At 54.2% G+C, this 12836-nt stretch carries 13 protein-coding genes; 7 read left to right on the top strand and 6 right to left on the bottom strand.

Annotated elements, in window-relative coordinates; translation table 11 throughout:
- Positions 1-187 precede the first annotated feature (187 nt).
- Complete coding sequence (locus HH216_RS23735; RefSeq protein WP_169553118.1) at positions 188-1378, top strand: phosphoglycerate kinase; 1191 nt, start codon at positions 188-190, stop codon at positions 1376-1378.
- Positions 1379-1485: 107 nt separating this feature from the next.
- Positions 1486-2037 carry a hypothetical protein gene (locus tag HH216_RS23730; protein WP_169553117.1) on the top strand — a complete coding sequence of 184 codons (552 nt, stop codon included), beginning with the start codon at positions 1486-1488 and terminating at the stop codon, positions 2035-2037.
- A gap of 411 nt (positions 2038-2448) precedes the next feature.
- Here HH216_RS23730 and HH216_RS23725 read toward each other — a convergent pair whose 3' ends face one another.
- The 4 genes from HH216_RS23725 to HH216_RS23710 form a co-directional block, all read right to left on the bottom strand.
- The gene (locus HH216_RS23725; RefSeq protein ID WP_169553116.1) at positions 2449-3924 is read right to left on the bottom strand and encodes a tetratricopeptide repeat protein; all 1476 of its coding nucleotides are present in this window, start codon (positions 3922-3924) and stop codon (positions 2449-2451) included.
- Between the two features lie 71 nt (positions 3925-3995).
- Entirely contained in the window at positions 3996-4751 is a 756-nt protein-coding gene (locus HH216_RS23720) for a zinc ribbon domain-containing protein (protein WP_169553115.1), read from the bottom strand.
- A gap of 38 nt (positions 4752-4789) precedes the next feature.
- Entirely contained in the window at positions 4790-5890 is a 1101-nt protein-coding gene (locus tag HH216_RS23715; RefSeq protein WP_169553114.1) for a Nif3-like dinuclear metal center hexameric protein, read from the bottom strand.
- A 47-nt stretch (positions 5891-5937) separates the two neighbouring features.
- Positions 5938-6756, bottom strand: a complete 819-nt coding sequence (locus HH216_RS23710) for a fumarylacetoacetate hydrolase family protein (protein ID WP_169553113.1) — start codon at positions 6754-6756, stop codon at positions 5938-5940.
- Between the two features lie 148 nt (positions 6757-6904).
- On the opposite strand from HH216_RS23710, the gene HH216_RS23705 reads away from it, so the two are divergent.
- The 3 genes from HH216_RS23705 to HH216_RS23695 all read left to right on the top strand — a co-directional run bounded on the left by HH216_RS23705 (position 6905) and on the right by HH216_RS23695 (position 8423).
- Positions 6905-7273, top strand: a complete 369-nt coding sequence (locus tag HH216_RS23705) for an arsenate reductase ArsC (protein WP_254448586.1) — start codon at positions 6905-6907, stop codon at positions 7271-7273.
- 167 nt (positions 7274-7440) lie between these two features.
- Entirely contained in the window at positions 7441-8133 is a 693-nt protein-coding gene (gene recO, locus HH216_RS23700; RefSeq protein WP_169553112.1) for a DNA repair protein RecO, read from the top strand.
- 113 nt (positions 8134-8246) lie between these two features.
- Positions 8247-8423, top strand: a complete 177-nt coding sequence (locus HH216_RS23695; RefSeq protein ID WP_169553111.1) for a hypothetical protein — start codon at positions 8247-8249, stop codon at positions 8421-8423.
- A gap of 48 nt (positions 8424-8471) precedes the next feature.
- On the opposite strand, the gene lptB is transcribed toward HH216_RS23695, so the two are convergent.
- Complete coding sequence (gene lptB, locus HH216_RS23690; RefSeq protein ID WP_169553110.1) at positions 8472-9203, bottom strand: LPS export ABC transporter ATP-binding protein; 732 nt, start codon at positions 9201-9203, stop codon at positions 8472-8474.
- A gap of 138 nt (positions 9204-9341) precedes the next feature.
- Here lptB and HH216_RS23685 point away from each other — a divergent pair, with 138 nt between their 5' ends.
- On the top strand, positions 9342-10577 hold the full coding sequence (locus tag HH216_RS23685; protein WP_169553109.1) for a DUF2252 domain-containing protein: 1236 nt from the start codon (positions 9342-9344) through the stop codon (positions 10575-10577).
- Here the strand turns inward: HH216_RS23685 and recJ are convergent.
- Positions 10574-12325 (bottom strand): single-stranded-DNA-specific exonuclease RecJ, encoded by a 1752-nt coding sequence (recJ, locus tag HH216_RS23680; protein WP_169553108.1) that lies wholly within the window; start codon positions 12323-12325, stop codon positions 10574-10576. The genes HH216_RS23685 and recJ overlap by 4 nt on opposite strands.
- Positions 12326-12366: 41 nt before the next feature.
- Between recJ and HH216_RS23675 the strand changes: the two genes are divergently transcribed.
- Entirely contained in the window at positions 12367-12789 is a 423-nt protein-coding gene (locus HH216_RS23675; protein WP_169553107.1) for a DUF2141 domain-containing protein, read from the top strand.
- Positions 12790-12836: the final 47 nt, after the last annotated feature.

The raw sequence follows: 12836 nt of genomic DNA, 5'->3' as shown, positions 1-12836 counted from the left end.
AAATGCCGGTTTAACCCGATTTCTTTGAACGAACGGTCCGGCTGGCCGGCTAGTCACAGCAACGTATAAGCGGAGGGAATCCGCCACAATCCGCGTTATCCGCGTGCCATCCATTGCTGAAATCCTGTAATCCTGTCCATAAAACCGCTAAGTTTGGCCCGCAAACCAACATGACGATTTCCCTCGCATGAAAACCGTAGATTCCTACAATTTCGCGGGCAAAAAAGCCCTGGTTCGGGTCGATTTCAACGTCCCCCTCGACAAAGCCTTCAACGTCACCGACGATACGCGCATCAAAGCCACCATCCCGACGATCATGAAGATCGTTAACGACGGCGGGTCGGCTATCCTGATGTCGCACCTGGGTCGGCCGAAGGGTGGTCCGGAAGAAAAATATTCGCTCAAACACATCCTGCCCGAGCTGGAGAAAGCCTTCGGTCGGCCCGTAAAGTTTGCCGACGATGCTATTGGTCAATCGGCTATCGATCAGGCGGCTGCGCTGCAACCCGGCGAAATCCTGCTGCTCGAAAACCTGCGGTTCTACAAGGAAGAAGAAAAAGGCGACACGGCCTTTGCTGAAAAGCTGTCGAAGCTGGGCGACGTATGGGTAAACGACGCGTTCGGAACGGCACACCGCGCCCACGCGAGCACGGCCGTTATGGGTCAGTTCTTCACCGATAAGGTGGCTGGTTACGTGATGCAGGCCGAACTCGACAACGCGAAGAAGATTCTGGACAACGCCGAGCGTCCGTTTACAGCGATCATGGGCGGAGCCAAAATCTCCGACAAAATCCTGATCATCGAAAAGCTGCTCGACAAAGTCGACAACCTCATCATCGGTGGCGGTATGACCTATACGTTCACCAAAGCACAAGGCGGTAAAATCGGTAAATCGCTGCTCGAAGCCGACAAGCAGGACCTCGCCCTCGAACTGCTGGAGAAAGCGAAGACAAAAGGCGTGACGATCTACATGCCCGTCGACAACCTTTGTGCTGACGACTTCTCGAACGACGCCAACCGGCAGATCGTAGCCACCGGCGAAATCCCCGACGGCTGGGAAGGTCTCGACATCGGCCCCGATACGATCAAGCTGTTTGCCGACGTCGTGCTGAAATCGAAGACGATCCTCTGGAACGGACCGATGGGCGTATTCGAGTTCGAGAACTTCGCCAAAGGCACCAACGCCATTGCAGAAGCCGTCGTGAAAGCCACGGAAGAAAACGGTGCGTTCTCGCTCATCGGCGGTGGCGACTCAGCCTCGGCCGTCAATCAGGCGGGCTACGGCGACCGCGTCAGCTACGTCTCGACGGGTGGCGGTGCACTGCTCGAATACATGGAAGGCAAAACCCTCCCCGGCGTAGCCGCGCTGGAAGCGTAAAGTAAGTAGATAAACATTAGTTCGCATTTCATGTAACCTATGTACAGTAGAGGCATGAAATGCGAATTATTTCTAAATTATGTATGGATTTTCTATAAGCGTTTTATATGCCTCTATATAACCTAATTGACGATCAGACAATTGACTTCGATAATCATTCTCGTGGAGACAAAAAGCCTGTAGTTTTTGGTGATGGATTGCATATGCATAAACGAATCAATGCGGGCAGACATAAGGGTGTAGATGTTATATTTCCGGTTGATAAGCCTGGAGAGTATATTTTCAAAGGAAAAAATATAAAAGAGAAAGAACGAAATGGTATAATCTCTGAGATAAATAGGGTATTCAAGAAAGATAAAAACAAGGTAGCAAACCTGACCGATACTGTAGTAAGGGAAATAATGAGGTACTCAGGAAACGTTCCTCAAGTTCAGAGTATCGAAAATATACGTAGTGGCGCAAAGAACCTAGCTGAAGCTATGGGACTAAAGCCTAAAATAATTGACGAGATAAAGTCAATGACGGAATTGAAAATAGAAAACTTTATTTCTTCTCATGAGAGTGAAGATGGTAAGCAATACTTTGTAAAGCAAGATTTTAAGCGTAGAAAAATCAAGATGAGTGATAACATAGAGAAACTGTTCTATGCAAATAACTAATATGCTGAATTGAAATCGATGTTGATGGGATACAGATCAGGATGCTGACCGCAGAAAATAAAGAAATAACTACGTTTATCTTGCTATTGTAATCGCCACTCGCACATCCACACTGGAATAAGAATTGATTTTGGTTGTATGGAAATGAAAGTTCAAGTATCCTTTAGGCAATTACTGACGCTCGTCAGGACATTGACGCCTGTTCAGAAGGCTCGGCTTAGGAAAGAACTAGCTGATGAAGCGGAAACCGTCGCTAAACGGTCACGTCTGACCGAATTACTTCTCAATGGACCAGTTTCAACGGACGATGAGATCAGCACCATTGAGGAAACACGTGAATCAATCAACCAATGGCGGACAAAACTCTTATGATTGATACGCTGTTGTGGATTACTTATTTCCGTAGATAAATTACAAACCACTCAGCCCCGCCCGCGCTTTGTTATCGATGCTGTTTTTGTATTCGTGGTGCTTTTGGGCGAGGGCTTTTTGGAAAAACGACCGGGCTTTGGTACGGTCGTTTTTTTGTTTGTAGATGTAGCCCAGTTGCAGGGCCGACGACGCGCCGAACGACAACGGAGCTTCGTCGTAGGCGTCGCTCAGGGCCATTGCCCGGATGAAGTAGGGGATGGCTGCGTCGGGTTGGGTGCGTCGTTGCAGAATACGGCCCATGCGGTAGTTAAACTCGGCTTTTTCGGGTAAGCCTACAAATCGGGCTTCCGTGTAGGGGCGGAGGTAGGCGAGGGCACTGTCCAGAAAGCCGCCGTCGCTGGCGAGTCGAGCGCGCATCAGCACCGGCTGATTGGGCGTAGCACCGTGTTTCAGGTATGTTTCCGCAAACCGCTGGGCCGCCTTGTCCGATTCCACCGTGGTACGTCCGCTGCTGAGTACCCGTTCCAGAAAGGGGCGGCTCTGACTGTCGGGGTAGCCCGCCAGCCAATGGCAGAGAAAGCGTTTGTACTGCGAATCTTTGCGGAAGTTCTGCCCCTGATAGCTGGTCAGGAAGCGGGCGAAATGGACGTCGGCGGTGGCGTATTGGCCCTTTTGCAGGTAGATGTCGCCCAAGATATTATCGACGATTGGTAGGGGCAGGTACGCGAGTCCAGTAGGGCGGCTGGTCAGGTAGGCCAGTGCCTGTTCGCTGTGACCGCTTTTCTGCTCAATGGTGGCCCCAAAAAAATGCAGCAGCAGATTGTCGGGGTGCCGGGCAACAAGCTGACGCAGGGCTTGCTCGTCGGCTGGGGAGATGGTCAGGACGTAGGCGCGCACCATCAGGTCGATGAGTTGCGCTTCCAGGCCAAATACGGGATCCTGCCGGGCGCGGATCAGCATCTGTTGGCCTTGTGTAACGCCACCGGTCAGGCCCAGCAGTCGCGCCACCCACGCGTACGACTCCGGCACCGATCCGATCATCACGTACAGCGTACCGAGTGATTTGTAGGTCGGCAGAAAATCGGGGTATTGTTTCTGGTTGTCGCTGAGAAGTCGGTACGCTTTGATAACGTCCCAGCTGGCACTGACTTCCTTACCGAATTTGAGCTTGCAGAACGCCCAGTGCAGCCGTATTTCGGCCTGCATTACCCGCTGCCAGGGCGACGAATCGGGCAGTTTTTTCAGCGCGTCGAGCCGCTCGTCTTCGCGCTTGCTGAGATCGGCAAACAGCGCGTCGTTGTCCGAGGTCGTCAGCGTCAGCATATCGGCGTAGTCGTCCAGAAACAGCCGGATGCCGGGCGACTGCGTAGCTGGTTCGCGGGCAATGGTTTGCCGGGCGGGCTGCACCTGTAGCTGCTGCATCTGCCCGAACGCACGTTGCAGGCCGGGTGTCCAGGCAAAGTCCTGCGCCTGAGCGAAGGGGACTATCAACAGTAACAAAAAGACCAGCCGCATGAGTTGGAAAAAGAGAAGGTCGCCACAGGGCGACCTTCCACTAGCACTAATTAATACTTGTTGCGATAAAATTACCGGCCACGACCCGTCGTAGCGGGTTCGGGGACGCCTTCTACGTCGGCAAAGATCCGGCCGCAGTGTTCGCAGACGATGATCTTCTTCTTGTCTTTGATGTCGGCCTGCCGCTGGGGCGGAACGACGTTAAAGCAGCCTCCGCAGGCACCGCGCTTTACCATCACGACGGCCAGACCGTTGAGGGCGTTACCACGGATTTTGCGGTACGAGTTCAGCAGACGCGGCTCGATGGTCGTAGCCTGCTCTTCACTCTGCCGGATAATTTCTTTCTCTTCGTCCTGGCTTTCCGAGGTGATCTGATCCAGCTCCTGTTTCTTGGCTTTCAAATCTTCCTTACGCTCGTTGAGCAGGTTCTGCGTGTTCTTGATTTCTTCTTCTTTGCCACGGGCGCGGAACTGCGCTTCGTTGGTACGTTTTTCCGCCAGCTCAATCTCCAGCGATTGCAGTTCGACTTCCTTCGAGATCGCGTCGAACTCGCGGTTGTTACGCACGTTCATCTGCTGCTCTTTGTACTTGGCAATCAGTTTCTCGGCGTCTTTCTTGGCGGCCCGGTTGCGTTCGATTTCTTCCTCCAGCGTTTTGATTTCGCTTTGAAATTTACCGATCCGGGTTTCAAAACCAGCGATGTCATCTTCGAGGTCACGTACCTCCTCGGGCAGGCCACCGCGGATTTTTATGAGTTCATCGAGTTGGGAGTCAAGGGATTGCAGATGCAGCAGAGCGTCCAGTTTTTGCGCAATCGTAAGTTCCATTCGGAGCGTGTGTTAAAGTATATACTGCCTGACCGGGGTCAGACGTAGTACCGTACGGGATTGGTATCCGTTTCGGAAAAAATTACCGCAAAAGTAACGAATTTTTTTGCTAAATGCCGGACCAGTAAGTCTTTCGTGAAGACTTCGCTCTCATAGTGGCCGATGTCGCAGATGATTGTCCGGCCGTCGGCGTCGAAAAATTCGTGGTATTTGTAATCGGCCGTAACAAACACCTCGGCCCCCGCCCGAACGGCGTCGTTGAGCAGAAAGCCGCCCGCGCCCCCGCACACTGCCACTCGCTGCACCGGGCGCCCCAGTAAGGACGTATGCCGAATCAGTGGCAGGTTCATCTTTTCTTTCAAATAAGCCAGCCAAGTCTGTTCCGACATTGATTCTGGCAACTCGCCTACTACGCCCGAACCGACGGTCTGATCGGCGTTTTCCAGCGCGTACAAATCATACGCGATCTCCTCGTACGGGTGTTCTCTGCGTAGCGCATCTAGTACCGACCGCTGTTGGTGTCTAGGGAAAATAACCTCGATGCGGTGTTCAGGTTCGCGGTGGTATTCGCCAATCTCACCCAGCACCGGGTTGGCCGCTTCGCCCGCCTGATACGCGCCCGTCCCTTCGACCCGGAAGCTGGCGCGGCTGTAGTTGCCGATATTACCCGCCCCGGCCTCGTGCAGCGCGTCGAGCACTCGCTGCGTGTCGGCCAGGGGTACGAAGGTCGCCAGCTTCATCAGCGTCTGGGTTTTGGGGGCCAGAATCCGCACGTTTTGCAGCCCCAGCTTTTCGGCAATCATAAAATTGACGCCCCCCGTCACGCTGTCGAGGTTGGTGTGGGTCGCGTAGATGGCTACGTCATTTTTTATCGCCCTGATGATCGTGCGCTCTACGTAATTGCTGCCGTTCAGCTTTTTCAAGCCTTTAAACACAATCGGGTGGTGCGCCACAATCAGATTGCACCCTTTCGCAACGGCCTCATCAACAACGCTTTCAACGCAGTCGAGCGTAACGAGGATGCCCGTTACGGCCGTATCGGGGTCGCCCACGAGTAGCCCGGCATTGTCGTACGATTCCTGATAGGCGAGGGGAGCAAGGGTTTCGAGAAAAGTAGTGACGTGGCGAATAGTTTGCATAGAAAGCGGTGCTGTTGAAACGCAAAAATGCACATTCCCCGCTGTTATTACCCCACCGGATTCGTCAGGGTACCGATACCGTCGATGCTGATGTTGATCACGTCGCCGGATTGCAGCGTAAACGAATCCGGCGGTACCAGCCCCGTGCCGGTCATCAGGAAACAGCCGTTCGGGAACGAGCATTCGCGGTACAGAAACGATACGAGTTCGGTATGCTGCCGCTTCATCTGACTGATTGTGAGGTCGCCTAAGAACACCGTTTCCCCAGCCCGGTCGATTTGCAGGTGCATCATCGTGTCGGGCGAAATGGGCTGCTCCGGCACGTACAGGCAGGGGCCGAGAGCCGCGCTGCCGTCGTAGGTTTTTGCCTGCGGCAGATATAGCGGATTTTCGCCTTCAATGCTCCGCGAACTCATGTCGTTGCCGCAGGTATAGCCCACGATTTTGCCCGACGAGGTAATAAACAGTGTCAGTTCGGGTTCGGGTACGTTCCAGGTCGAGTCGCGCCGGATACGAACGGTGCCACCGGGACCAACGACCCGTTCGGCGGTCGATTTAAAGAACAGTTCGGGCCGTTCGGCGTCGTAAACCCGGTCGTAAAAGTTATCGGCTCCGGCCTTTTTCGATTCCTCCATCCGGGCGTCGCGGCTACGCAGGTACGTTACGCCCGCTGCCCAGACTTCCTGCCGACCAATAGGGGCCAACGGCTGCGTTGGTTCGGTTGTGGGCGATGCCGTCGTTGCGAGTTGCGTCAGGTGTGCGTGTAGATCGTCGCGGTTGACGAGCGAATCCCAGTCGGCGTCAATGGCGAAATACTGATTGTCTGATTCGAGAATAGCCCCGGTGGGTAGTTTGTATAGCTTCATGACTAAATTTCCAGTTGTTGACAAAAGAAGTAAAAGCCGTTTTATTACTCCGGTGCGTTGCACTACGGGTGTAAACGGCGATTTTTGCGCCATGCAGGAAAAGCAACGAATACTGGTTTTGTGTACGGGCAATTCGACCCGGAGTCAAATGGCGCACGGCTATCTGCAACAGTTTGCGGGCGACCGCGCCGAGGTGCTGAGTGCGGGCGTCGAGACGCACGGGCTGAACCCGAAAGCGGTACAGGTGATGGCAGAAGACGGCGTCGACATCAGCCACCACACGTCGGATCTGGTCGACGGTTACGCGCACCTGCCCATCGACCACGTCATCACCGTGTGCGACAGTGCAAGCGAGCGATGCCCGGTCTGGATTGGCCGGACGCACCGGCTGCACCACAACTTTGAAGACCCATCGAAGGGCAGCGGATCGCCCGACGAGGTAATGGCTAACTACCGCCGTATCCGCGATCAGATCCGCGAATTCAGCCGCGATTTCGTCGAAAAACACGTATCTTAGAGTATTGACAGGATTACAGCCGGGCCGACGCTCGGATTGACAGGATTTGACTGCACGCGGGTGTCACAGATTGTGGCGGATGATCGCGGATTTCATTTATAAAAACGTCATCCGCGAGCTATGCCACCAAATCCTGTTAATCCCGTAATCCTGTCGAAAGAAAATCAATGCTGCAAAAGACCCGGGGAATCGCCCTCAGTTATATCCGTTACCGCGAAACGTCGATTATCTCCCGCGTTTATACCGAAGAATTTGGGTTGCAGAGTTACATCGTCAATGGCGTGCGCTCGGCCAAAAGCAAAAACAACCGCATCGCTCTGTTTCAGCCGCTGACGTTGCTCGACATGGTCGTGTACTATAAGAACGACCGCGATCTGCACCGGCTGTCGGAGGTAAAGACCAGCTACCCGTTTCAGAGCCTGCCGTTTGAAGTCACGAAGTCGACGATCGCGCTGTTTGTGACGGAGATGCTGAACAAGGTGCTGAAAGAAGAAGCGGGTAGCCCGGTGCTGTTTAAATTTCTGATCGACTCGGTGCTATTTCTGGAGCAGGCCCAAACGAACTACGAGAACTTTCACCTGGCGTTTCTGCTCAAGCTGTCATTTTATCTGGGCTTTGGCCCCGAATCAGCGCGGGAATTTGAAAATCAGCTGCGCGAGCACTCGGTCGCTTTCCTACCCGACGATGCGATGGAAAAAGCCCTTAACATCCTGCTGCGAATGCCCATCGGTACACCCATCGACCTGAGCCGCGCGGCCCGCAACGAACTGCTCGACGCACTGGTGGCCTACTATCATGTGCACATCGATTCGCTGGGCGAGGTGAAGTCGCTACCCGTTTTGCGGGAAGTGCTGGGCTGAGTTTAAGACCCGGTTTATACCCGTTAAACTGCCGTTAAATAAACAAATTGGGTTAAACGCGGGCGGATAAATCGGTTCAAAGCATCGTAAACGGGTTAAAACAACCTACGACGATGAACACAATCAAGCATTTCATAAGCCATTTTCTGCTGTTCGCTCTGGTAGTAGTAACGATGGCGTCCTGCTCAGTCAACTACGGTTACCGCCGGCCTTACCACCGCCCTCATTACGGCTACGGCCGACCGGTTCTGCCGCCACCCGCCCGGCCCGGCTGGTACGGTCGCTGGTAACAGCTTGTCAGCACAACGGTCCCGGCTAGGTAGCCGGGACCGTTGCGTTTAAATCTTGCGTTTCAACTCGAAGTTCTGGCCCAGATACAGCCGCCGGACCTGCTCGTCGCTGGCCAATTCTTCGGCGGTGCCCTGCTTCAGAATTTTACCTTCAAACAGCAGATACGCCCGGTCGGTGATCGACAGCGTTTCGTTTACGTTGTGGTCGGTAATCAGGATGCCGATGTTGCGGTGCTTGAGTTTGGCGACGATACCCTGAATGTCTTCCACCGCAATTGGGTCGACACCGGCAAACGGTTCGTCGAGCAGAATGAATTTGGGGTCGACGGCCAAAGCGCGGGCAATCTCGGTCCGGCGACGCTCGCCCCCCGACAGTACTTTGCCTTTGTTTTTGCGGACGTGCGTCAGGCTGAACTCGTTGAGCAGTTCCTCGACTTTGTCTTTCTGTTCGCGCTTGGGCAGGTCGGTCATCTGCAATACGGCCAGTACGTTTTCTTCGACGGTTAAATCGCGAAAGACGGAAGCCTCCTGCGCCAGATAGCCCAACCCCAGCCGCGCCCGTTTGTACATGGGCAAATCGGTAACGTCGATATTGTCGATGAATACGTGGCCGCTGTTGGGTTTTACCAGCCCTACGGCCATGTAGAACGACGTTGTCTTACCCGCCCCGTTTGGCCCCAGCAGACCAACGATCTCGCCCTGCGCGACCTGATAAGACACATCGTTATTGACGAGTCGGGAGCCGTATTTTTTTATGAGATGTTCAGTTCTGAGAATCATTTGATTAGTGCTACGCTGTCGACATGATTGGTTCTGTCGATAGCCAACTTGCTACAGACAAAGTTGTGACTTATCAACAGGGTTTGCCAGCTATTTTAGCCGATGGCAGTCTCCGACCGCTGTTTATTAACAAATATTATGAGCCCACTATCAGTTCCCGACCGTATCCGTTCGTACAACGAAGATCGAAACCCCCGGTTTTTGGCGTACAAATATGCCGCCATGCGAGAAAGTAAGTTTCGCTTTTTTCGCGGAACCTGCCACCTGTTTAACAACGACATTCCCACCGATTCGTTTGTCTGGCAGGCCCCGCTGACGTGGAACGTGGGCGACCTGCACATCGAAAATTTCGGTTCATTCAAAGCTGATAACCGCGTCGCGTATTTCGATTTGAACGACTTTGACGAGAGTATACTGGCCCCAAATCTGGCGGATTTGGCTCGCGTGACGTGTAGTTTGTTTGTGTCGGCCAGCGCGTTGCAGCTAAACGAAGCGGAGGTGATGCAACTGGTGAAAACGCTGACCGAAGCCTATGCGCTGACGCTGTCGAGGGGATATATTCGGTCGCTGGAGCAGGAGTCGGCCAGGGGAATCGTCGGGCAGTTTTTACGAACGGTCGAGTGTCGGAAACGGCGGGCGTTCCTGAAAAGCCGCCTGCGTTACAAAAAGCATACAGTTCGGTTCCGCCGTCGGTCACCGCGCACCAGCCCGGTCGATGCTGAAACCCGGCAGCGGATCGAGACGGCCGTGCGCGTGTGGGCGCAAACGCAGCCCGACCCGGCTTTCTTCGACGTGCTGGACATAGCCCACCGCCTGGCCGGAACGGGTAGTCTGGGTATCGACCGGTATATCCTCATTGTCAGGGGATACGGCAAACGGGGGAAGGAATACCTGCTCGATCTGAAGCAGGCTGTACCCTCGTCGCTACAGAACCGCCTGACCGACGCTCAGCCGATCTGGATAAGCGAGGCCCAGCGCATTGTCGAAGTGCAGAAACGCGTACAGGCAGCGTCGCCGGCGTTGCTGCATCCAATTAGTTTCCCCGGTGGGGCGTCGTACGTATTGCGCGAATTGCAGCCTGTCGAAGACCGAATTTCACTGAACGAACTGATTGGTAAGCCGCGTAAACTGCTCAGCCTGGTTGCCACAATGGGGCGGCTGTGCGGATGGGGGCACCTGCGGGCCAGTGGTCGGCAGGGGTCAGCCATTGCCGATGCGCTAATCAGTTTCGGGCAGGACCGTAGCCGCTGGGAGCAGCCGCTGATTGAATACGCCTACGCTTATGCTCAGCAGGTCGGTGCCGACTACGAAACGTACTGCGACGCTTACGATCAGGGGTTCTTCCACACCGTAGCAACGGACCTAGTACTCTAGGCGCACCGGATATCTTTCAGCATCAGCTGGAGCGATACCGTGCCGTTGAACACATTCTGCTCGACCTGATAGCAGATAGAAAACGGTTTGCGGGGCTGCAACTGCTGAGCGTACTGGGCCATACCGAACCCAACCGCCGTAAGCTGATGCCCGGTCCGGTTTTGCTGGAGTTGCAGTTTCAGGTGCTTGTCTTTCATGATCACCGGTTCGGCGGCCAGGTACACGTCTTCGGTTACGAATACCGGCTGCGCATTGTGCGGCCCGAACGGTCCCATCTGCTTGACGATGCGGTACAGTTTGTCGGTGATTTCGCTGAAATCGAGGGGCAGGTCGATGTCGATGAGTGGCGTCAGATGCTCGGCCTGAATACGCGCTGCCACAACGGACTCGAACTTCCTGCGAAACGCATCGATGTTATCAACGGGCAGCGTCATACCAGCCGCGAACGTGTGGCCGCCAAACTGTTCGAGCAGATCGGCGCACTCTTCGATGGCTTCGTACACATCGAAACCAGGCACCGACCGCGCCGACCCGGCGGCTTTGTCGTTCGACTGGGTCAGGATAATCGTGGGGCGGTGGAAGTGTTCGATACAGCGCGACGCTACGATACCGATTACACCTTTGTGCCAGGTAGCGTCGAACAACACTGTCGATTTGGCTTGTAACAGCGCTTCATCCTGCCGGATCATGGCCAGCGCTTCGTCGGTCATTTTGCTGTCATACACCCGCCGGTCGCTATTGTGCTTATTGATGGCAAACGCAAAGTCGTCGGCTTCCTCGTCTGATTCGGCTAGTAACAGCTGAACAGCGGCTTTCGCGTGTTTGATACGCCCGGCGGCATTGATACGTGGCCCCAGCCCGAAAACAAGGTTGGTCAGGTCGAGCGTGTTGCCGTTTCGGAAGCCTGCTACTTTGATCAGCGCTTTCAGGCCGATGCGTGGCTGACTGTTGATAACTTTAAGGCCATAATGCGCCATTACCCGGTTTTCACCCGTCAGCGGTACAATGTCCGACGCGATGCTGACCGCTACCAGATCGAGGCTGGGGTACAGCGTTTTCAGGTCGATACCCTGATCCAGACAGAACGCCTGCAACAGCTTAAAACCGACGCCACAGCCGCTTAACTCCTTGTACGGGTACAGGCAGTCGTTACGTTTGGGGTCGAGCACGGCGGCTGCGTCGGGCAGTTCATCGCCCGGGCGGTGGTGATCGCAAATAATGAAGTCGACGCCCAGTGCTTTGGCTTCGGCAACCCGATCAACGGACTTGATACCACAGTCGAGGGCGATAATGAGCGTGAAGCCGTTCTCGGCTGCCCATTCGATACCCTGCCGCGAAATGCCGTAGCCTTCCTTGTAACGGTCCGGAATATAAAAATCGAGCTGATCGTGGTGGGTGCGCAGAAAACTGTACACCAGGGCTACCGACGTCGTTCCGTCGACATCATAATCGCCGTATATCAGGATCTTTTCCGGCTGTGGAGCATAGAGTGCCTTTTTCAACCGCTCAACGGCCCGGTCCATGTCGCGCATGGCAAATGGGTCGTGCAGGTGCGTGAACTCCGGCCGGAAAAACAGACGGGCTTCCTCAAACGTTTTAATACCACGCTGCACCAGTAAGCCCGCCAGAAATGGGCTTACCCCCAACGACGCCGTCAACGATTCGATGGCTGCACGCTCATCGGATGAGTCGGGAACTGGTCTGACAAGCCATCGTTTGGTGGGTGGTGGAGGAAGCTGTACTATCATAAACGCAAGATAAATCCGTTTTCTATAAAAACCCGGTGCCCATGATCCATTTACTGCTTTCGTTTTCGTGGCTATTCGCTACTACGCTGCCGCCTGTTGCCGCGCCCAAATCCAGTTTGAAAATCACTGTTCAGAACGTTCAGGAGCAACAGGGAAACCTCTTCGTTGCCATTTTCAAACCCGGAGCGTCTTTTCCGCAGGGGAAGCCATTCGAAGGTAAAAAAGTGGGTATCAGCGGTGAAAGCACCACGATTACGTTTCCCGTCGAGCCGGGCGACTATGCAGTTGCGATCTACCACGATGTAAATGGCAACGGGAAAATGGACAAAAACATGCTGGGCATACCGAAAGAGCCGTACGGGTTCAGCACTAATTTTAAACCGAAGATGTCTGCTCCCAAGTTCACCGATTGCCAGGTTACGGTTGGTGAAACAACGAAAGCAATCAGCATCAAATTGATTTAAAGAGCAGAACGAGAAAATCGGTAAGAAGAAAGCCTATCCTTCTTACC

This window comes from Spirosoma rhododendri (assembly GCF_012849055.1).
Classification (GTDB): domain Bacteria; phylum Bacteroidota; class Bacteroidia; order Cytophagales; family Spirosomataceae; genus Spirosoma; species Spirosoma rhododendri.
The sequence above is the reverse complement of the archived record's forward strand: the minus strand, read 5'-3'. Positions and strand labels throughout refer to the sequence as shown.

What these genes read in the sequence shown, in the direction of transcription:
- HH216_RS23725 (WP_169553116.1), bottom strand. Translation starts at nt 3,924, where the DNA reads ATGCGGCTGGTCTTTTTGTTACTGTTGATAGTCCCCTTCGCTCAGGCG.
- HH216_RS23720 (WP_169553115.1), bottom strand. Translation starts at nt 4,751, where the DNA reads ATGGAACTTACGATTGCGCAAAAACTGGACGCTCTGCTGCATCTGCAA.
- HH216_RS23685 (WP_169553109.1), top strand. Translation starts at nt 9,342, where the DNA reads ATGAGCCCACTATCAGTTCCCGACCGTATCCGTTCGTACAACGAAGAT.
- recJ (WP_169553108.1), bottom strand. Translation starts at nt 12,325, where the DNA reads ATGATAGTACAGCTTCCTCCACCACCCACCAAACGATGGCTTGTCAGA.
- recO (WP_169553112.1), top strand. Translation starts at nt 7,441, where the DNA reads ATGCTGCAAAAGACCCGGGGAATCGCCCTCAGTTATATCCGTTACCGC.
- HH216_RS23730 (WP_169553117.1), top strand. Translation starts at nt 1,486, where the DNA reads ATGCCTCTATATAACCTAATTGACGATCAGACAATTGACTTCGATAAT.
- HH216_RS23705 (WP_254448586.1), top strand. Translation starts at nt 6,905, where the DNA reads ATGGCGCACGGCTATCTGCAACAGTTTGCGGGCGACCGCGCCGAGGTG.
- HH216_RS23675 (WP_169553107.1), top strand. Translation starts at nt 12,367, where the DNA reads ATGATCCATTTACTGCTTTCGTTTTCGTGGCTATTCGCTACTACGCTG.
- lptB (WP_169553110.1), bottom strand. Translation starts at nt 9,203, where the DNA reads ATGATTCTCAGAACTGAACATCTCATAAAAAAATACGGCTCCCGACTC.
- HH216_RS23735 (WP_169553118.1), top strand. Translation starts at nt 188, where the DNA reads ATGAAAACCGTAGATTCCTACAATTTCGCGGGCAAAAAAGCCCTGGTT.
- HH216_RS23695 (WP_169553111.1), top strand. Translation starts at nt 8,247, where the DNA reads ATGAACACAATCAAGCATTTCATAAGCCATTTTCTGCTGTTCGCTCTG.
- HH216_RS23715 (WP_169553114.1), bottom strand. Translation starts at nt 5,890, where the DNA reads ATGCAAACTATTCGCCACGTCACTACTTTTCTCGAAACCCTTGCTCCC.
- HH216_RS23710 (WP_169553113.1), bottom strand. Translation starts at nt 6,756, where the DNA reads ATGAAGCTATACAAACTACCCACCGGGGCTATTCTCGAATCAGACAAT.